Here is an 18779-nt window from a genome sequence, read left to right on the forward strand (position 1 = left end):
AGGCCTAGCCATGATGTAACTTCCGTAACACCGAACAACCAGCCTGGGCTACCTCGCAGCCCTATGGCGGGTTGCGTGGATCAGGCAGCGGGTGTCCAAAGTCGGCCACCCCGACCCGCCGGCGGTTCACCCGACTCCCCGCTTCGCGCACGCCATGCCACGCATGCAGTGATTGAAACGATACAAACTTGCCCGCTGTGGTCCTTGGTTCCACAGCTCATCAAAGGAGATGTTCGTGAGTTATCCCCCTCAAAGACGCACTCGGCAGGACAGCGGTCCCGGTGACCCGCCAAAATCCGGGACTGGTAACGTCTGCGCCGCCGGCGTAAACCGGCCCTCCGGCGTCCGGTTGCCTGGCGCAAAGGCAGTCGCGGCGGCAGTGACCGCCGCGGCGGTGGCCTTCATCGGCCTGCCCGCCGTGCACGCTGAAACTCCCCTCCCGCCAGCCGGTTCGGGTTTCCGCTTCGACTTCGGCCCGGGCGCTACCGCCGACGGCTACACCCAGGTGAATGCCTCCCAGGCGTACAGCGCCGCGGCGAAGTTCGGCTTTACCGACACCACGCTGACGTCCGGCGAAGACCGCGGCACGGCCGACCCGCTGCGGTCCGACTTCGTCCAGGCCCAGGGCGGCAGTTTCCTCGTGGACCTCCCCAACGGGGACTACACAGTCAAGCTCATCGCAGGCGACGCCGTCGCTGCCACCAACATCGCGATCACCGCGGAGAAGATCGCTAAGGTCCAGCTCACGGACAAGCCCGCAGGCCAGTATCTGGAAATGGAATTCCCCATCTCGCTCGTGGACGGCCAGCTGAATCTTGATTTCAGCGGCACCGCGGCCAAGATCAACTCCCTGGTCATCGCAGCCCGCGCGCCGCGATCCGCCACGGCGGATCCTGCCGTCTACCTCGCCGGCGATTCTACAGTCCAGACCTACGACGCCGGCTACATCCCGCAGGCCGGCTGGGGGCAGATGATCGACCGCTACTTTGATGAGAAAGTCTCCTTTTTCAACCACGCGATCGGCGGACGCAGCTCCAAGAACTTCATCAGCCAGGGACGGCTGGACGAGATCCTCCGCGTCATCAACCCGGGCGACTACCTGATGGTGCAGTTCGGCCACAACGACGCCACCGTGGGTGTCGATGACCGGTACGCCTCCCCCGCCGATTACAAGGAATACCTGCGCACCTACGTCAACGGGACCCGCCAGCGCGGAGCCACCCCGGTGCTCGTCACACCGGTGGGACGGCGTGATTTCGACGAGGCCACCGGGAAATTCAACGTCAGCTTCCCCGAGTACGTGGACAAGATGAAGGAACTGGCCGCCGAAGAGAACGTGGCGCTGGTGGATCTGTCGGCACTGAGCCGGGCTTACTTTGACGAAATCGGCCCCGAAGACACCAAGTCGGTCTTCCTCCACGTCGATGCCGGGGTCTACCCCAACCGGCCCACCGGAACCGTGGACAACACCCACTTCCAGGAGTACGGCGCCATCCAGATGGCCCGCCTGCTGGCGGGCGGCGTCAAGCAGCTCAACATCCCGCTGGCCGCACGCGCCAAGGAGATTGTCCCGCCGTCGGCCGTTCCTGCAAAGCCCCAGGGACTGGTGGCCGGCAGCATCTCCAATGCCGGCGCGCTATTGAAATGGCAGCCCACCGAGGGCGCGGACATCTACAAGGTGTACCGGAAGCTGTCGTCCGAAGAGGACAGCGCCTACAAGCTGGCCACCACGGCAACCGTCCCCACGGCAAACCTGGCAGGCCTTGCTGAAGGCACCGCCTACAGCGTGCGGATCGCAGCGATGAACGGCAAAGGCCTTTCCGAACCCAGCGACGCCCTGTCCCTGACCACCAAGGAAGCCAAGTACAAGTTCGACTTCGGCCCTGTGGGTGCACCCGTTGAGGCCGGCTACACCGAGGCCAACCGCACCATGGCGTACAGCAAGGAACGCGGTTTCGGCTTCAAGGACCCCTCCGTCCTCAGCGACCGGGACCGCGGCGCCGTCACCACGAACCTGCTTCGCGACTTCGTGCTCAGCGGCTCCAGTTTCGAATTCCAGCTGGACGTGCCCAACGGCACCTACGCGCTGAAGACCTACCACAGCGACTGGATCGGCTCCACCCGGACGGACGTCGCGGCAGAGGGCAAGGGCTACGGCCAGGTCTCCTCCGGCAAAGCCTCCTCGGCGGAAAAGATCATCAACCAGGTCCTGGTGACCGACGGCCAGCTCAACGTCACCTTCAGCGGTTCCGGCCAGCGGCTCAACGGCTTGGAAGTCACGCCCCTCCTGGTGGGCCCCACCAACCTGCGCGCCACCGCCGTGGACGCCGCGGCTGACCCGGCGGCGGTGGAACTCGCCTGGGACGCCGTAGCCGACGCCGCCAGCTACAAGGTGTTCCGGCAGGCAAACTTCGAGGCGCAGCCGCAGCTTGTTGCTGAACACATCACGGAAACGACCACCTTCAAGGACACCACGGCCTTCGCAGGGCTGCCCTACAAGTACCAGGTCATTGCAGTGGATAACACCGGCCTCGAGTCAGTGCCGTCCAATACCGTGGAGGTATCCCTCACGGACCCGAGCACGCCGGTTCCCGCGGCACCTTCCAAGGTGGACGTCAAGGGAATCGAGAAGAGCAGTGTCAGCCTTAAGTGGCAGAAAGTCGGCGGCGCATCCGCCTACCACGTGTACCGCTCGACGTCGGCAGACGGCACCTTCTCCTACGCCGGGCGTGCCACCGAGGTGACGTTCACGGACACCACGGTGCTGACCACCATCAAGTACTACTACCGCGTCACCGCCATCAACAAGGGCGGGGAATCAGCAGCGTCGCCGGTGATCGGCACTGACAGGGTCACTGTAGTGAACCGGCAGGTGGAGAAGCTGGACCGCGCCCCCGTGGCCCTGCTCACCGAAGAAGGCGTCCGCCTGGGCTGGCGAATGCTGGGCCTGGATCCCGAACAGATCGGCTTCCATGTCATCCGCGACGGCGTACAGCTCACCGTGGATCCGATCAGGAACAGCACGTCCTACCTCGATGCCGGCGGAACGGCCTCGTCCAAATACGTGATCAAGGCCGTGGGTGCCGGCGCAGACCAGCTGACGGCCGAGTTCACGCCGATGTCCCGCAACTACCTGGCGATCAAGCTCGACAAGCCGGCGGACGACTACACAAAAGACGGCCAGCCCTACAGCTACTCCGCCGGCGATGCGAGCGTGGCCGACGTCGACGGAGACGGCACGTACGAAATCATCCAGATGTGGTCCCCGTCCAATTCCAAGGACAACTCGCAGTCCGGTTACACCGGCACAGTCTACGTTGACGCCTACAGGATGGACGGCACCAAGCTCTGGCGCATCAACATGGGCCCGAACATCCGTGCCGGCGCCCACTACACCCAGCTGCTCGCGTACGACTTCGACGGCGACGGCAAGGCCGAAATCGCCATGAAGACGGCGGACGGCACCCGAGACGCGGCCGGGACGGTGATCGGCAACCCGAACGCCGACTACCGGACCAGCAGCGGCTACGTCCTCACCGGCGACGAGTTCCTCACCGTCTTCCACGGCCAGACGGGCACCATCATGGACACCGTGAAGTACGACCCGCCGCGCGGCGACGTGGCGGCCTGGGGCGACGGCTATGGCAACCGCGTGGACCGCTTCCTCGGAGCAGTGGCCTATCTGGACGGCGAACACCCGTCCATGATGTTCAGCCGCGGGTACTACACCCGTGCCGTGCTGGCGACCTACGACCTCGTGGCAGGCAAGATCGTCAAGCGCTGGATCTTCGACTCCGACGTGTCCGGCACGCAGTACCGCGGGCAGGGCAACCACAACCTCTCCGTGGCGGACGTGGACGCAGACGGCAAGGACGAGTTCATCTTCGGGTCCATGACGATCGATGACAACGGCCAGCCGCTGTACACCACCGGTCTGGGCCACGGCGACGCGATCCACACCAGCGACCTCGATCCGTCGCGGCCGGGACTGGAGACCTTCGCGGTGCACGAGGACATGGGCTCCAGCGGGAACCGCGGAGCGACGTTCCGGGATTCCCGGACCGGTGAGGTGCTGTGGAGCATCCCGGCGGTCAAGGACACCGGGCGCGGCGCGGCCGGTGACATTGATCCCCGCTACGCGGGAGCCGAAGGCTGGGCAATCGGCGGCACCGCGGCATGGAACTCGCCCGTGGGCCAGCTGATGTCAGCCAAGGGCGAGCTGATCGCGGAGAAGATCCCGGCAGCCAACTTCCTGGCGTGGTGGGACGGCGACCTGCTGCGGGAGATCGTTGACCACGATTTCGACGACGCCACATACCGCGGGGTGCCGACCATCAGTAAGTGGAACTGGAACACCGAGTCCAGCGACAGGCTGCTGACGGCCGCGGGCGCCAAATCCAATAACGGCACCAAGGGCACGCCTGCCATCCAGGCCGACCTCCTGGGTGACTGGCGCGAGGAAATCGCCTGGCCGTCGTCGGACAGCACGGAACTGCGGATCTACACCACCACAGCTTCCACCGACGTCCGCCTGCGGACCCTGATGCACGATTCCGTGTACCGCCTCTCGGTGGCCCGCGAGAACATCTCGTATAACCAGCCGCCGCACCCGGGTTTCTTCATCGGTGAGGGCATGGAGATGCCGTCCCAGCCGGACATCCTGTACACCGGGGCCCGCTAAGGACTCCGCCCCCGGGACGGACGCCGCCCCACCCCATATGGCGGGTGGGGCGGCGTTTGTGTCTTCCGGACCGGTTAGTAGGCCGGGTCGTCAGTAAACTCTCAGCATGAGCGAGTCTGCCGCCAATTCAGTAACCCTCCGCTTCCTTGCGGCCCCCATGGACGTCGGCCACAGCGGTTCCGTGGACGCCGGAACCGTACTTGAGTGGGTGGATAAGGCGGCCTATGCCGCAGCAGTCGGCTGGGCAAAGTCATACTGCGTCACGGCCTACGTGGGCAACATCCACTTCGCCGATCCGGTCAACAGCGGCGACATGGTGGAAGTCACCGCCACGATCGTCTATACCGGGCGGTCTTCAATGCACATCCGCACGGTCGTGTCCTCGGGCGACCCCAAGGGCGGCCCGGCCACCATGCGCAGCCAGTGCATGGTGATTTTTGTGGCCGTGGGTCCGGACGGGAAACCGGTGCCCGTCCCGCAGTTCGAGCCTTCCACTCCGGACGAGATCGAGCAGCGCGACCACGCCCTTGCCCGGATCAAGGTCCGCGAAGACATTGTCCAGGCGATGAACGCGCAGGAATATACGGACGCCGGCACTGCCGAACGGGTTGTCCTCCGGTTCATGGCCGCCCCCACGGACGTGAACTGGGGCGGCAAGGTGCACGGCGGCATCGTGATGAAGTGGATCGACGAGGCCGCCTATGTGTGCGCGTCGCGGTACTGCGGCAAGGACACCGTCGCGGTGTTCTCAGGCGGGGTGCGTTTCTACCGGCCGCTGTTGATCGGCCACGTGGTGGAGGTGGAGGCACGGCTCGTGTACACCGGCACCAAGGGCATGCATATTGCCGTGCACGTCCGGTCCGGGGATCCGAAGGGCCGGGAGATGAATCTGACCACGTACTGCCTGACAGTCATGGTGGCCAGGGACGCGTCCGGGAACTCGGTGCCGATTCCGCCATGGGTTCCGGTTTCGGAAGAGGACAAGCGCCTGCACGCCCATGCCAGGGAACTGCTGGAGATCCGGGGCCGGGCGCCGGGAAACCGGCTACCCAACCACCTGCTGACTGCTGGCGGGGCGCCGGCAAGCGGGGCGCGGGAGACCTCGTAGCCCGGCTGGCTAGAAGCCGCCGCCGGCGTCGGCCGCCATATTGGCGAACCGCGAGTAATGCCCCTGGAAGGCCACCACGATGTCCTTGGTCGGGCCGTTACGGTGCTTGGCGATGAGAATGTCGGCTTCGCCGGCGCGCGGCGATTCTTTGTCATAGACGTCCTCGCGGTGCAGCAGGATCACCATGTCGGCATCCTGCTCAATCGAGCCTGATTCACGGAGGTCCGAAACCATGGGCCGCTTGTCCTGGCGCTGTTCGGAGCCACGGTTCAGCTGTGAGAGCGCAATCACGGGCACCTGGAGCTCCTTGGCCAGCAGCTTCAGCGCACGCGAGAACTCCGAGACCTCCTGCTGGCGGGATTCCACTTTTTTGCCGGAGCTCATGAGCTGCAGGTAGTCCAGGATGACCAGCTTGAGGTCGTGCTGCTGCTTGAGCCTGCGGCACTTGGCCCTGATCTCCATGAGCGACATGTTGGGGCTGTCATCAATGAACAGCGGAGCTTCGTTCATCCGGCCCATGGTGGTGGCGATCTTGGACCATTGTTCGTCCTTGATGGTGCCCTTGCGGAGGTCCTGGAGGCCGATGGTGGCCTCCGCGGACAGAAGGCGCATGGCGATTTCGTTCCGGCCCATTTCCAGGGAGAACATGACCGTGGCGAGGTTGTTCTTGATGGCTGCGGACCGGGCAAAGTCCAGGGCGAACGTGGACTTACCAACGGCCGGGCGGGCGGCGATGACGATCATCTGCCCCGGGTGCAGGCCGTGTGTGAGCTCATCCAGTTCGTAGAAGCCCGTGGGCACGCCCGTCATGCCTTCCTCGCGGTGGCCCGAAGCTTCGATTTCATCCACCGTGGATTCCATGACGTCCTTGAGGACAACGTAGTCCTCAGCCGTCCGCCGTTCGGCCACGGCGTAAATCTCGGCCTGGGCCTGGTTGACGAGGTCTTCCACTTCACCGTCCGAGCCGTAACCCAGCTGGACGATCTTGGTGCCGGCATTAACCAGCCGCCGCAGGACGGCACGTTCGGCAACGATCTCCGCGTAGTATCCGGCGTTGGCGGCAGTGGGTACGGTCTGAATAAGCTCGTGCAGGTAGGCGGGTCCGCCGATCCTGTTGATCTCTCCGCGCTTGGTCAGCTCATCAGACACGGTCACGGCGTCGGCAGGCTCGCCGCGGCCGTAGAGGTCAATGACGGCTTCGTAGATTGTCTCGTGGGCGGGGCGGTAGAAGTCCTGGCCCCGCAGGATCTCGACGACGTCGGCGATGGCGTCCTTGGACAGCATCATGCCGCCGAGAACTGATTGCTCGGCAGGGATGTCCTGGGGCGGCTTTCGGTTGCCTTCGGAACTCCGGGTGCCCTCGATTGAGTCCAGGTGCGTAACTGACAAAGCTGCCGTCCTCCGTTGTGTACCGCGGCGTATCTCTCAATGCCGTCGGTTCTGTTGCCATCTGCCATAGGGCTGTCCCGCGAAGCGGAGCCCCGCTGTGCGCCATGACCAGTACTACCACCCGGCACTGACAGTCTTCCCTTGCGGGAAGGTGCCGACACCCGCTGTTCCTGCCGTATCCCTGGTTATCCCCAGTTTGCGGAGGTTATCCACAATTGGTTATCAGAATCTGCATCCCGGACCGCCCGCAAGAGGTCTGTCCGGACTGCGGAAGGCAAGTACCAGTGCCCCAAAACAGGTATCCCGCTACGTTAGTACCCCTGCCAGCGGCCACCAAGCCCGCATACATGCACACCTGTGGATAAGTTGTGGATTAAGGGGTCCTGCTTGTGCACAGCCTGTGTGGCCACCTGTGGAAACAAAAAAACTTTGAGCGTCAATAGGCCCCTGACCTGCGGAAACGTCCGAAATGCCATGTGGATGAAAAATTCTTTTGAGGAACATTCATCCACAGCTTTCAGGTTCCCACTGGGGATACCGGCGAGTAACCCGGGTCGAAGTGACGAAAGATATACCCGCGCTGTGATCTACATCATGACAAGGGCTTCGAATTGACGCCCGCTTCGTCGGACTGTATGCGAGCCGCAGAATATGCTGTGGATAACAGCGAACTGGCATAAGCTCTATGCATGGGCGATGTGTTGATAGCTATACTGCCTGCCCTCATCCTTGTGGCAGTGATCTGGGCGGTGACCACGGCCCTCAAGCCGCGGGACACCGGCATCTCCGACGCCGAGCGCTATCAACTGGAACTGGCCCTTCGGTCGCAGGCGCATTATGCCGCCCAGGTGAAAGCGGCCACCGCCGCCCGGGCGCGGGTTGATGCCGCCACCCGGCCAAGCCAGAATGAGCAACAGCAGTCCCAACAGGCCGACCACGCGCGGGCAGCCCTGCACGCCCAGGCAGGGTCAAGCCCGGGCGTGGGAATGCACGGATATCAGGGCCCGGTCCTGCCCGGAGGCCAATTGAACCCGCAATTCGCCCTGCAACTGCAGTCCATGGCCCGCAACGGCCAGAAACTGCAAGCCATCAAGATGCTGCGGCAGGCAACGCATTCAGATCTTTTGACCGCCAAGAATTATGTAGATCGGCTATAGCAATGGAATCACTGGTGATCCCCGTCCTGATCCTGCTCCTCGTGGGAGCCGCAGTCCTGCTGGTGGCCCGCGCCGTGGGACGCCGGACCTCCGGCCCCAAGGCTTCCGCCACCACGGCAGCCGGCCCCACGCCGCCCGGCGAGCCGGTGGAACTGGCCCGGGCTGCGGCAGCCAAGCTCACTGAAGACCAGCACCGCAGGCTGTACGCCCTCATAGCGCAGGGGCAGGCCATGGCGGCCATCAAGCTCTACTACGAAGCCTCAGGCGAGGGCCTGCGGGCCTCCCGCGACGCCGTCGGCGCCCTGGCGGCCCACCCCCAGCCGTTCACCCCAGCGGCCCCTGAGGCGCCGGAACATGACGACGACGACGCCCCCGAGCGTTTCCCCTACCGGTACCGCGCCATCGCCAGCAAGGGCGATGTCACCCGGGAGGTCAGCAGCAATATGCTGAACGACGAAATCTACGGCCGGATACGCACGCTGGCCAAGAGCGGCGACACTGAGGCGGCCGCAACGGCACTGACGAAGCACTCGGACATTTCCCTCAAGCAGGCCCGGGAGTTCATCGCCCTGCTCGACGACTGAGCCGCCTGAGCCCATGCCCTGCCGGCGGGCTGAGGGCCCTTGGATCCGGCGCGGCGCCTAGAAGTCGAAAAGCTCGCCAAGCCAGCCTTCCTTTTTCTTGGGTCGCCGCCGGTCGTCGTAGCGGCGATCGTCATGGCGGGGTTGATCGTAGCGGTGACGGTCCCGCCGGTCGTCATAGCGGCGATCATCCGGCCGCCTGTCGTCCCGGCGAGGGTCCAGGTTGTTGTACAGCGGCGGCGGGATAAGCCCGGCGACGGGTGGAGCAACCGGTGCAGCCGGCGTTTGCGGCCCTGCCAGCTCGGCCGCGCGGTCAATGATCTTGTCCAGTTCACCGCGGTCAAGCCACACGCCCCGGCACTGCGGACAATAATCGATCTCCACTCCGCTGCGCTCACTCATTACCAGGTCTATTGAATCCACAGGGCATTTCATGTCCCGCACAACGACTGGAACCGCGGAAAAGTTCGCCGAACACCCGCTGGGTCCGCCGGAGGCTGCGCCTAGCGGCCGTTCGAAATTCCCGCCAGGAGCTGTTCAAACGGCAGCGACTCGGCGGCGTCCGTCTTCCGCCGCGGCGGCGCGGCCGCGACCAGTACCGCAAATTCATCGGCGGCCCGGTCGATCCGCACCGAAAGGGGCGTGCCGCCGTCGTCCGCGGTGCCCCAGTCCTGGGGGCCGGCGAAAACGCCCGTGGCAGCTACCCGGGCCCGCAAGTAGCTGAACAGGGGACGCATGGCATAATCCAGCACCATCTGATGGCGGTCGGTGCCGCCCGTGGCCCCAAGGAGGACGGCCTTGCCCTCCAGCGATTTAGGATCCAGGACGTCGAAGAAGGACTTGAAAAGGCCGCTGTAGGAGGCGCTGAAGACCGGCGTGACGGCAATGATGCCGTCCGAGTCCTCCACGCCGGCGATCGCTTCGGCAAGCCGGGGGGCCGCGTAGCCGGTGACGAAGTTGTTGGCAATGTCCACAGCGAGGTCACGGAGTTCCACCACATCAACGGCCACCGCATACCCGGCGGCAGCCAGCCTGTTTTCGGCTGCTGCCGCAAGCTGATCAGCCAGCAGCCTGCTCGAGGACGGTACGCCAAGTCCGGCGGAGAGGACGGTAATACGGCGGGTTTCCACGGTTTGCTCCTGAAGGTCATCGGTAAATCCAGAGTACATGCGTTTGCATCTACCGACTAAACCCTCCCCCGCCCGTGTTTATTCCGCGGCATCGGATCACTGCCGGGTGACCCTGCTGACAAGGGCGGCGGCGTCTGCCAGACTGCCGTCATGGCTGAAAACAAGACCCAGGCGACGGACGCCTCCGTGGCGGACTTCCTTGAGGGCGTAGAGAACGCTGCACGCCAGCGCGACGGCCTGCGGCTTCTGGCCCTCATGAAGGAAAACACCGGCGAAGTACCCGTGATGTGGGGTCCGAGCATCGTGGGTTTCGGCAGCTACCACTACCGTTACGAGAGCGGCCGCGAGGGGGACACCGTAGCCGTCGGGTTCTCCCCCCGGAAGGGGAGCCTGTCGCTGTACGGGCTCACGTACGCCCCGGAAGCGGCCGAACTGCTGCCCCGCCTGGGAAAACACAAGGTCGGCGCGGGGTGTCTCTACATCAACAAACTGGAGGACGTGGATGAGTCGGTCCTGGCAGAACTCATCCGGGCCGGGCACCGGCACTCCACCACGGTGATGCACCAGGAATAGAGGACCGGCAGCAACCCGGGGGTTGCAGGCAGCGCCAGTCGTTAAGACAAAAGGCCCCCGCGTCCGGTTCCCAAGGGAATCCGAACACGGGGGCCTTCAGCAGTTCAGGACTGCGTAGCTCTCTGGCGATAAACCGGAGGAACTACTTGCCTGCGACTACGTCGAGTTCGATCACAGCGGAAACGTCGTCGTGCAGACGAACGTTTGCCTGGTAGGAACCGGTCGACTTGATGTGTGCCGGCAGTTCAACCTTGCGCTTGTCGATGCGGCCCAGGCCAGCGGCCTCAACAGCGTCGGCGACGTCGCCCTGCTTGACGGTGCCGAACAGGCGACCGGTTGCGCCGGCCTTGACGACCAGCTTGACCGGCTTGGCGGAGAGTGCAGCGGCCTGCTTCTGAGCATCTTCCAGGGAAGCGTGCTCGCGGGCAACGCGGGCAGCCTTGATGGACTCAACCTGCTTCTCGCCACCCTTGGACCAGGTCAGGGCGAAGTTGCGGGGCAGCAGGTAGTTACGTGCGTAACCGTCCTTGACCTCGACAACGTCGCCAGCAGCACCGAGACCGGTTACTTCGTGGGTCAGAATGAGCTTTGCCATGTTAGTTAATCCCTTCCTTAGCCGCGGCCAGCGCCGGAGTAAGGCAGCAGAGCAACTTCGCGGGCGTTCTTGATTGCCTGGGCGATCTTGCGCTGTTCCTGCACCGTGACGCCAGTGACGCGACGGGCGCGGATCTTTCCGCGGTCGGAGATGAACTTGCGCAGCAATGCTACGTCCTTGTAGTCGATGACGGTGATGTCAGCGGCCTTCAAGGGGTTGGACTTTGGTTTGGGCTTACGGAGTTCAGCCTTAGCCATCGTGGAGCTCCTATTCTATGGAGCCCGTGGATATTGATCCACGGGATGGTGGTGGTCCGACGGCGGCAGTCATCCGGGAGCCGTGAGGCATCCCGGCGGAATCCGGCGCCGGACCTGAATTATTGGTTAGAAGGGAGGTTCGGAATCCGGGCCGTTGCCCCAGCCGCCGCCTGCATTACTGACGCCCGGCGTTGCCCAGGGGTCTTCCTGCGCTGCGGGCTGGTTGCCGCCCCAAGTTCCTCCGGTGTTGCCGCCCTGGTTTGCACCCTGGCCGCCACCGAATCCACCGCCGCTGTTGCCGCCGCCGAAGCCGCCCTGACCACCCTGACCGCCGGAGCGCTGGGTGCGGTTGACCTTGGCGTTGGCATAGCGCAGGCTCGGGCCGATTTCATCGACTTCGAGCTCGATAACGGTGCGCTTCTCGCCTTCTTTGGTTTCGTAGGAACGGCTCTTCAGACGGCCGGAAACGATAACCCGCATGCCCTTTGTGAGGGATTCTGCGACGTTTTCGGCTGCTTCACGCCAGACCGAGGCGCGGAGGAACAGGGTTTCCCCGTCCTTCCACTCATTCGACTGGCGATCGAAGGTGCGGGGCGTAGAAGCGATGGTGAAATTCGCTACTGCCGAACCTGACGGTGTGAACCTCAGTTCGGGGTCATTGGTGAGATTACCGATGACCGTAATAGTGGTTTCGCCTGCCATCTACTGCCTCCTTGTTCGTTCCTGCGGGGTAAAGATTGAATGCCGGGAGCTGAAATTACTCAGCAACGACCTTCTGCTCTTCGGGGCGGGTGATCTTGGTGCGCATGATGGTCTCATTGAGACTCAGCTGGCGGTCAAGTTCCTTGGCGGTGTCCGGCTTGGCGGTGAAGTTCACCACTGCGTAGATACCTTCAGACTTCTTCTTGATTTCGTAAGCCAGGCGACGACGGCCCCAGATGTCAACCTTTTCGATGGTTCCACCATCGTTGGTGATGACGTTCAGGAACTTCTGAAGCGTTGGCTCAACGGTACGCTCTTCGACCTCGGGGTCGATGATTACCATCAATTCGTAAGGACGCATATGTGAACCCACCTCCTTTGGGCTAAGCGGTTACGGCATTTCCGTAACAGGAGGTTCATTTGCGGTGCCGTGCACGCCCGGTCTCCAAAACGGAGGCAGGACGCAGCACAGACTTCAATATCTTAGTGCATTTAGGCCGGTTTCGGCGATTCGTGGCCGTTTCAGGCTAGTCGAGGGGCCCTGCCGGGCGGAAACGCTCCGGGCCGCTATGTGGAAAAACGGTCCTAATCCCGGTGTGATGTGTTTGTTTGGCTAGAGTATCGACACATGGACACCAGCCCCCTGCCCGCCAAGGTCAAACGAAGCCGGCTGCGGTTCCTTGCCATGGTTGCTGCCGGCCTGGCCGCTGCGACGGCCACCGGATTCTCCGGGCATTGGGTGCAGGCGCCGGCCGTCGGATGGGGAAGCGCCGCACTCGTCTACGTTGCCTGGGTGTGGCTTGTGGTGGGGAGGCTCGGCCCTGCGGAGACTCGCGCCCACGCCACTTCCGAGGACCCGTCCCGCAATACCACCGACCTGCTGATCCTGGTGGCCAACGTTTCCAGCCTGGCCGCCGTCGCGGTCGTCGTCGTGGACTCCCACCGGTCCGACGGCGGCGAGAAACTGAGCGGCGGATTCCTGGCCCTGGCCTGCGTCGCGGTGTCGTGGATCCTGGTGCAGACACTTTTTACTCTCCGCTACGCCGAGCTGTACTACAGTCCCGGGAAGAGGGGGGCAAAAGACGCTGGCGGCATCGATTTCAACCAGGAACGGCCGCCGCAGTACACGGATTTCGCCTATTTGGCCACGAGCCTTGGCATGACGTACCAGGTGTCCGATACCAATCTGCAGAACCACCTCATCAGGGCGGAAGCCCTCAAACACAGCCTTCTGTCATACCTGTTTGGCACCGTCATCCTTGCCACGACCATCAACCTGGTGATCGGTCTCGCCTGACGGGTGCGCTCCTGAACCCTCCGCCCTACGCCGCCGTGCGGAAGAACAGTTCGGTCACCCTAGCCAGCCGGAACGGGTCCTCGACGCCGCAGAGTTCACGGGCAGAGTGCATCGACAGCAGCGGCACGCCCACATCCACGGTCCTAATGCCCAGACGGGTCGCCGTCAGCGGCCCAATGGTGGACCCGCACGGCATCACATTGTTGGAAACGAACTCCTGGTACGGGACGCCCGCCTGGCCGCACAGCCGCGCCCAGAAGGCGGCACCGGGCGCGTCGGTTGCGTAGCGCTGGTTGGCGTTGATCTTGAGCAGCGGGCCGCCGTTGAGGACCGGCCGATTAACCGGGTCGTGGCGCTCGGCGTAGTTCGGATGCACCGCGTGGCCGGCGTCGGCCGAAACGCAGAACGACGCCGCCAGGGCTTGCCGGCGCTGGCTGACCGACGCGCCGAGGCCGTCCGAGACGCGAACCAGAACGTCCTCCAGGAGCGGCCCGCAGGCACCCGAGCGCGAGTTGGATCCGATCTCCTCGTGGTCGAAAGCCGCGAGTACGGCGATCGGGCCGCCGTGGGCCTGCTCCCCGGCCTCGGCGTGGGCGATGAGCGCTGCCAGGCCGGCATGCGTGGCGGACAGGTTGTCCAGCCGTCCGGAGGCGAAAAATTCACCCTTGGCCCCGAAAACCGCAGCCGGCTGCGTATCTGCCACGACGACGTCGTATCCGCCGATCTGGGCCGGATCCACCGGCGCGGAACCGGGATCCGGTGCGGTAGCCCGTTCGGCCAATAGCGCGAGGAGGTCCTCGCCTGCCGGATCCCCCAGGCCGAAAACGGGATTCATATGCTGCTGCTTGTCCAGCGCCAGGCCCTCGTTTACCGCCCTGTCCAGGTGGATGGCGAGCTGGGGGAACCGCAGCAGCGGACCGGTGGCGGTCAGGCACTGCGTGCCGTCCAGCATCACCAGGCGGCCGGCCAGCTGGAGTTCCCGGTCCAGCCACGAGTTGAGCAGCGGGCCGCCGTAGACCTCGACGCCTGCCTGCAGCCACCCGAACTTTCCCGTGGTGGGTTTGGGCTTGAGCTTGAACGACGGCGAATCCGTGTGCGCTCCCAGGATATTGAAGCCCGTCGTGGGTCCGGCGCTCTCGGGTGTCACCCACGCGATCAGGGCCCCGTCGCGGACTACATAGAACCGCCCGGCCGCGGCGGCACCCCCACCGCCGGCCGGCCAAGCGGCCAGTTCATCCAGCCCGGTGAAGCCCGCCTTATCCAGCCGCCTCGCGGCTTCCTGGACCGCATGGAAGCTCGACGGCGACGCGCTGACATACGTCCCGAGGTCCTGGATGTGGTCTGCGGCAGTGGTGTGGGAAGGCATGGCTCCGAGTCTAGCGGTGCCGCGACGGCCCGTGCCGAACCCTGTTCCCGGGGGGCACTGCCACTACACCGTGACGTTGAGTCCGGCCGTGTAACCGGCGCCCACCGAACCGGACATGGTGGCCAGCTGGTAGATGCCGCCGTCGTCGCCAAAGACGTTGTCCGAGGTGAGCGTGGTGTTGGGAAAGTTCCGGGCGCTGGTCTCATAGCCCGTCGTGGCGTAGACCTCGTTACAGGCCGCCTCTGTCATGGCGATCTGGGAGACAGCCAGTACCTGCCCCGCCACCGTGGCATTGCTCATGGATTCGAAGACTTCGAAGTGGATGTGCGGCCAGCGGCCGTTGTACGCCCCGGGGTAGATGGTGGTGAACGTAACCTGGCCGTTGGCGTCCGCCTCCTGGACTCCGCGGAGGAAGTTCTCGTTTTCGAGGCCGGCGTCGTACATGGAGTACTTGCCGTCACGGTCGCAGTGCCACGCGTACACCGCGGCTCCGGCGAGGGGTTTGCAGCCGTTGGCATTGTCCAGGAGCGTCAGGGTGACTGTCAGCGGGATGCCTTCGGCCTTGGTGGTGGCAGCCCCGAAGCTTGCCGTGATGTCCTGCCGCACGACGCCGGACGCCTCCAGGACGTTCGGGCCGTTGGAACCATCTCCCGGGTAAGGCCCTGCCGTTTCCTGCGGAATTTCCACCCCGCAGTCGGCGATGGCCCGGGTCAGCGTGGGTGACGCCGACGGCGTGGCGGACCCTGACACTGAAGATGACGGCGTAGCAGTCGCCGAGGCAGAAGGCGTCGCCGTGGCGGAACTGCCGGCGGTTCCCGAGGTGGAGCCCGGCGTGCAGGCTGCCAGCGCGGCGGCCGCTGTGCCGGCGCCGAAGAACATTCCCAGGGAACGGCGGTTCATCAACGTTGAGAGGTCGAATTCCAGTCCGCGGTCATGGTTGGGGTGGGGTTCGTGGGGCGGCTGCGGTGAATTTGTCATTGACCAATAGAACTCCGAAGGGCTATGCCGCGTATAGGCCCTTCCTGTGAACCCGCTGTGCGGCTGTCGATGTCGCCGGGGATTTCGCCGCAGTTGTGGGAGCCTTGGCGGTCCGGGCCGTGGCCGGCTCCCTGATGTCAGGGCAAAGGTTGCTGATCAGTCCGGTGCCCGCGCATTCACGCATCGCCTCGATGCCGGCGGCGGCCGCCATGGTTTCCTTCCAAGGTGGTCGTGGGGTTCCAAACGATGCTGCCCGCTGGCGTCCGGCTAAATAAGGGGCCAAAGGTCCCTTACCCGGGAGTAACTCCGGCGCGGCGGCGATTTGCCGATGGGTCAGGCCACGGCCGGGACCATCCGGGGACTTTGGGCCCTGTTGGTCGTTCCGGGATGGGTATCTACTGGTCTGTGAGTCAGGGCCGCCGCGTTGCTGCCTTGCCGATGGAAAGCCCTGCCAGTAATCCGTCCTGCCCGGCAACAATCAGGAGAGAGCCATGTCCGGTGCGTTGAAATGGTCCCCGTTCGAATCGGCCCGATGGCCGTCTGCCCAGGATGGGGCAGGCCGGAACCCGTCGCAGTTCGCCGGCTCCAACGGGCGGTCCTTTGAATCCACTGACAGCCTGGTCCCCGTCCTCGTCGACGAGGAGGTCAGCGTTGACGAGTACGTCGACAAGGAGGCACTCGTTGTCCGGGCCCATTTGCCCGGCGCGGACCCAGACACAGACATCGAAGTCTCCGTGGCCGGGGGTGTGCTGCACATCCGTGCGGGGCACGAGCAGTCCGGCGGCCGATCCGAGGGGACCCGCTTGCACTCCGGGCAGCGGTACCGTCCCTTCGCCCGCAACCTGCCGTTGCCGGAGGGCGTTACGGACGAGGACATCAAGGTGTCTTTCAGGGACGGCGTCCTCGAAGTCAGGACCCCGCTTCCCGTGCTGCCCGGAACGGACGCTGCGGAGAAACGGCTCCCCATCAGCCACGACTGATGGCGGCTCCACCAAGAACAGCCGGGCAACCGGGAAAGAGGCAAAAATACACATGGAACGGCGCGCCCAATGGAACTGAAATCACAGTGGCACCGGCTTGATCCCGACACCCGCAGGTGGCTCATGGACAACCCGGGCTGCGTCGTGCTGCCCCGGACGATCGCGACGATCGTTGCGAGGGTTGCGGACGAACCAGTGGTCCGCGACCAGCACGGTGCAATCCAGCTCAGCGCGGCCGACGTCAGCTTCATTCGCACCAGGGTTCACAGTGCCGCCGCCGGGGAGCACCGTTTCTTCGACGCCGTGCAGCCCGGCAGCCCGGCTCCGGCGGACGCCGGGAATCCGGACAGCGCGGAGTCCGGGCACCTGGACTGACGGTACCCGGACTCCGGTTCAGGGGCGGCTGTTGCCGCCCCTGCTGAGATAGAACCTTTGGTTTACGACGCCGGACCGGCACCTACGCCGGCTTCCTCCGCCGCCGTTCGTTCGACGAGCTCTTCCGTTCCGGCGCCGGTGGCGCCGAGACCCTTGCGGTAGCGCCAGACGCCGACCCCCACCACCACTGCCGCCAGTGCCAGTGAGAGCAGCAGCGACTCCCGGGTGGACTCCAGGATCACCATGCCGATCAGCAGCGCGACGATGCTGGCAATGGATACCCAGGTCAGGTATGGGAAGAGCCACATCTTGAGGGCCAGGTCCTTGGCGGCGGCACCCATGCGCCGGCGGAGGATCAGCTGTGAAGCCGCGATGACCAGCCAGACAAACAGCGCGATCGCACCCGAGGTGTTGACGAGGAACAGGAACACGGTGTCCGGCGCGATGTAGTTCAGGCCAACGGTGATGAAGCCCACCACGGTTGAGGCCAGCACGGCTGCGGCCGGGACGCCGCGCTTGGAAATCTTCGTCCATGCCCGCGGTGCGTCACCGCGGCGGGAAAGTGAGAACAGCATGCGGCTGGCCGTGTAGAGCCCGGAGTTCAGGCAGGACAGCACCGAAGTCAGCACCACGATGTCCATGATGGTGCCGGCGCCGGGAATCCCGAAGAGTTCGATCACTGCGACGTAGGGGCTCTTCGCCACTGAGGCGGAGTTCCACGGAAGCAGGGTGACCACAATGGCGATGGAGCCGATGTAGAACACCAGGATGCGCCACACAGTGGACTTCACGGCCTTTTTGACGGCGTCCACCGGATTCTCGGATTCGCCGGCTGCGATAGTGGCAATTTCAGCGCCGAAGAACGAGAACACCACCACCAGGATGCCGGCGAGGACCGCACCCGGGCCGTTGGGCAGGAATCCGCCGTTATTGACCAGGTTGTCCAGCCCGGGGGCGGGAACTCCCGGAATGAGGCCCAGGATGGCGGCCGCGCCGAAGAGCAGGAACAGCACGATGGCAGCCACCTTGATGGAGGCAAACCAGAATTCGAATTCTCCGTACGATTTCACCGATCCCAGATTGGTGAGCGTCAGCAGCACCATAAGCACGAGCGCCCATATCCATTGGTCGATGCCGGGAACCCAGCGGTGCATGATGGCGGCACCGGCCGTGGCTTCGATTCCGAGGACAATGATCCAGAACCACGCGTACAGCCAGCCGATGCTGAAGCCTGCCCACCGGCCCAGGGCCTTGTCTGCGTAGGTGGAGAACGATCCGGTTTCGGGGTTGGCTGCAGCCATTTCGCCGAGCATCCGCATCACCAGGATCACGACGATTCCTGCGGCCATGTAGGCGAGCAGAATGCCAGGGCCGGCCTGCTGGATGGCAGCACCGGAACCCACAAAGAGTCCGGCTCCGATCACGCCGGCAATGGCGATCATGGAAAGGTGCCTTGGTTTCAGGGACTTGGAGAGCTGTTGGTCAGCGTGCATGGAAGCGCCGTCCTTCGTTGAGGGTGTGGGCCCCGGACGGACACGGATTCCGTGTGTCAGGCCACATTTCTTTTTCACCCTAGACCTGATGCCGGAGGACAGATCTTGTGCAGTCGA

General features: G+C 64.4%; 18 protein-coding genes. 8 read left to right on the top strand and 10 right to left on the bottom strand.

The annotated features are described in order from the left end of the window. Positions 1–379: 379 nt before the first annotated feature. The gene (locus ACSQ1X_RS21235; RefSeq protein WP_436059185.1) at positions 380–4681 is read left to right on the top strand and encodes a fibronectin type III domain-containing protein; all 4302 of its coding nucleotides are present in this window, start codon (positions 380–382) and stop codon (positions 4679–4681) included. 106 nt (positions 4682–4787) lie between these two features. Continuing rightward, on the top strand, positions 4788–5789 hold the full coding sequence (locus ACSQ1X_RS21240; protein WP_436059186.1) for an acyl-CoA thioesterase: 1002 nt from the start codon (positions 4788–4790) through the stop codon (positions 5787–5789). A gap of 9 nt (positions 5790–5798) precedes the next feature. Here the strand turns inward: ACSQ1X_RS21240 and dnaB are convergent, their stop codons facing one another. Next, positions 5799–7178 (bottom strand): replicative DNA helicase, encoded by a 1380-nt coding sequence (dnaB, locus tag ACSQ1X_RS21245; RefSeq protein WP_055802727.1) that lies wholly within the window; start codon positions 7176–7178, stop codon positions 5799–5801. A gap of 689 nt (positions 7179–7867) precedes the next feature. On the opposite strand from dnaB, the gene ACSQ1X_RS21250 reads away from it, so the two are divergent. Both ACSQ1X_RS21250 and ACSQ1X_RS21255 read left to right on the top strand, forming a co-directional pair. Beyond that, entirely contained in the window at positions 7868–8335 is a 468-nt protein-coding gene (locus ACSQ1X_RS21250; RefSeq protein ID WP_436059187.1) for a hypothetical protein, read from the top strand. Positions 8336–8337: 2 nt separating this feature from the next. After that, positions 8338–8919: a hypothetical protein gene (locus ACSQ1X_RS21255; protein WP_436059188.1), complete on the top strand. Its 582-nt coding sequence runs from the start codon at positions 8338–8340 to the stop codon at positions 8917–8919. Between the two features lie 57 nt (positions 8920–8976). Here the strand turns inward: ACSQ1X_RS21255 and ACSQ1X_RS21260 are convergent, their stop codons facing one another. Continuing rightward, positions 8977–9351, bottom strand: coding sequence for a zf-TFIIB domain-containing protein (locus tag ACSQ1X_RS21260; RefSeq protein ID WP_436059189.1), 375 nt, complete (start codon positions 9349–9351; stop codon positions 8977–8979). A gap of 68 nt (positions 9352–9419) precedes the next feature. Then, positions 9420–10046: an FMN reductase gene (locus ACSQ1X_RS21265; RefSeq protein WP_436059190.1), complete on the bottom strand. Its 627-nt coding sequence runs from the start codon at positions 10044–10046 to the stop codon at positions 9420–9422. 150 nt (positions 10047–10196) lie between these two features. Between ACSQ1X_RS21265 and ACSQ1X_RS21270 the strand changes: the two genes are divergently transcribed. Continuing rightward, positions 10197–10619: a DUF1801 domain-containing protein gene (locus ACSQ1X_RS21270; protein ID WP_436059191.1), complete on the top strand. Its 423-nt coding sequence runs from the start codon at positions 10197–10199 to the stop codon at positions 10617–10619. 142 nt (positions 10620–10761) lie between these two features. Here ACSQ1X_RS21270 and rplI read toward each other — a convergent pair whose 3' ends face one another. From rplI to rpsF, 4 genes are all read right to left on the bottom strand, one after another. Next, a complete protein-coding gene (gene rplI / locus ACSQ1X_RS21275; protein WP_018775331.1) occupies positions 10762–11214 on the bottom strand; it encodes a 50S ribosomal protein L9 in 453 nt (150 codons plus the stop codon). A gap of 17 nt (positions 11215–11231) precedes the next feature. Next, the gene (rpsR, locus tag ACSQ1X_RS21280) at positions 11232–11471 is read right to left on the bottom strand and encodes a 30S ribosomal protein S18 (RefSeq protein ID WP_003800144.1); all 240 of its coding nucleotides are present in this window, start codon (positions 11469–11471) and stop codon (positions 11232–11234) included. Positions 11472–11597: 126 nt separating this feature from the next. After that, positions 11598–12173, bottom strand: a complete 576-nt coding sequence (locus ACSQ1X_RS21285) for a single-stranded DNA-binding protein (protein ID WP_018775330.1) — start codon at positions 12171–12173, stop codon at positions 11598–11600. A gap of 55 nt (positions 12174–12228) precedes the next feature. Then, positions 12229–12534: a 30S ribosomal protein S6 gene (rpsF, locus tag ACSQ1X_RS21290; protein WP_055802737.1), complete on the bottom strand. Its 306-nt coding sequence runs from the start codon at positions 12532–12534 to the stop codon at positions 12229–12231. 267 nt (positions 12535–12801) lie between these two features. Between rpsF and ACSQ1X_RS21295 the strand changes: the two genes are divergently transcribed. Further along, positions 12802–13470 carry a DUF1345 domain-containing protein gene (locus ACSQ1X_RS21295; RefSeq protein ID WP_436059192.1) on the top strand — a complete coding sequence of 223 codons (669 nt, stop codon included), beginning with the start codon at positions 12802–12804 and terminating at the stop codon, positions 13468–13470. A 25-nt stretch (positions 13471–13495) separates the two neighbouring features. Here the strand turns inward: ACSQ1X_RS21295 and ACSQ1X_RS21300 are convergent, their stop codons facing one another. Next, positions 13496–14836: a M18 family aminopeptidase gene (locus ACSQ1X_RS21300; protein ID WP_436059193.1), complete on the bottom strand. Its 1341-nt coding sequence runs from the start codon at positions 14834–14836 to the stop codon at positions 13496–13498. Positions 14837–14899: 63 nt separating this feature from the next. Further along, positions 14900–15814 carry a 3,4-dioxygenase subunit beta gene (locus tag ACSQ1X_RS21305; protein WP_436059194.1) on the bottom strand — a complete coding sequence of 305 codons (915 nt, stop codon included), beginning with the start codon at positions 15812–15814 and terminating at the stop codon, positions 14900–14902. A 491-nt stretch (positions 15815–16305) separates the two neighbouring features. On the opposite strand from ACSQ1X_RS21305, the gene ACSQ1X_RS21310 reads away from it, so the two are divergent. Together ACSQ1X_RS21310 and ACSQ1X_RS21315 are read left to right on the top strand one after the other, a co-directional pair. Beyond that, positions 16306–16794, top strand: coding sequence for an Hsp20/alpha crystallin family protein (locus ACSQ1X_RS21310; protein ID WP_436059195.1), 489 nt, complete (start codon positions 16306–16308; stop codon positions 16792–16794). Positions 16795–16863: 69 nt separating this feature from the next. Continuing rightward, positions 16864–17169, top strand: coding sequence for a hypothetical protein (locus ACSQ1X_RS21315; RefSeq protein WP_436059196.1), 306 nt, complete (start codon positions 16864–16866; stop codon positions 17167–17169). A 62-nt stretch (positions 17170–17231) separates the two neighbouring features. Here the strand turns inward: ACSQ1X_RS21315 and ACSQ1X_RS21320 are convergent, their stop codons facing one another. Further along, positions 17232–18662, bottom strand: a complete 1431-nt coding sequence (locus ACSQ1X_RS21320; protein ID WP_436059197.1) for an amino acid permease — start codon at positions 18660–18662, stop codon at positions 17232–17234. Positions 18663–18779: the final 117 nt, after the last annotated feature.

Source organism: Arthrobacter sp. LjRoot78, assembly GCF_964254335.1.
Lineage (GTDB): Bacteria > Actinomycetota > Actinomycetes > Actinomycetales > Micrococcaceae > Arthrobacter.

Coding starts and splice junctions, on each gene's coding strand:
- ACSQ1X_RS21315 (WP_436059196.1), top strand. CDS start 16,864: ATGGAACTGAAATCACAGTGGCACCGGCTTGATCCCGACACCCGCAGG.
- ACSQ1X_RS21255 (WP_436059188.1), top strand. CDS start 8,338: ATGGAATCACTGGTGATCCCCGTCCTGATCCTGCTCCTCGTGGGAGCC.
- ACSQ1X_RS21305 (WP_436059194.1), bottom strand. CDS start 15,814: ATGACAAATTCACCGCAGCCGCCCCACGAACCCCACCCCAACCATGAC.
- ACSQ1X_RS21250 (WP_436059187.1), top strand. CDS start 7,868: ATGGGCGATGTGTTGATAGCTATACTGCCTGCCCTCATCCTTGTGGCA.
- ACSQ1X_RS21240 (WP_436059186.1), top strand. CDS start 4,788: ATGAGCGAGTCTGCCGCCAATTCAGTAACCCTCCGCTTCCTTGCGGCC.
- ACSQ1X_RS21295 (WP_436059192.1), top strand. CDS start 12,802: ATGGACACCAGCCCCCTGCCCGCCAAGGTCAAACGAAGCCGGCTGCGG.
- ACSQ1X_RS21300 (WP_436059193.1), bottom strand. CDS start 14,836: ATGCCTTCCCACACCACTGCCGCAGACCACATCCAGGACCTCGGGACG.
- ACSQ1X_RS21310 (WP_436059195.1), top strand. CDS start 16,306: ATGTCCGGTGCGTTGAAATGGTCCCCGTTCGAATCGGCCCGATGGCCG.
- ACSQ1X_RS21260 (WP_436059189.1), bottom strand. CDS start 9,351: ATGAAATGCCCTGTGGATTCAATAGACCTGGTAATGAGTGAGCGCAGC.
- rpsR (WP_003800144.1), bottom strand. CDS start 11,471: ATGGCTAAGGCTGAACTCCGTAAGCCCAAACCAAAGTCCAACCCCTTG.
- ACSQ1X_RS21270 (WP_436059191.1), top strand. CDS start 10,197: ATGGCTGAAAACAAGACCCAGGCGACGGACGCCTCCGTGGCGGACTTC.
- ACSQ1X_RS21320 (WP_436059197.1), bottom strand. CDS start 18,662: ATGCACGCTGACCAACAGCTCTCCAAGTCCCTGAAACCAAGGCACCTT.
- rplI (WP_018775331.1), bottom strand. CDS start 11,214: ATGGCAAAGCTCATTCTGACCCACGAAGTAACCGGTCTCGGTGCTGCT.
- rpsF (WP_055802737.1), bottom strand. CDS start 12,534: ATGCGTCCTTACGAATTGATGGTAATCATCGACCCCGAGGTCGAAGAG.
- ACSQ1X_RS21285 (WP_018775330.1), bottom strand. CDS start 12,173: ATGGCAGGCGAAACCACTATTACGGTCATCGGTAATCTCACCAATGAC.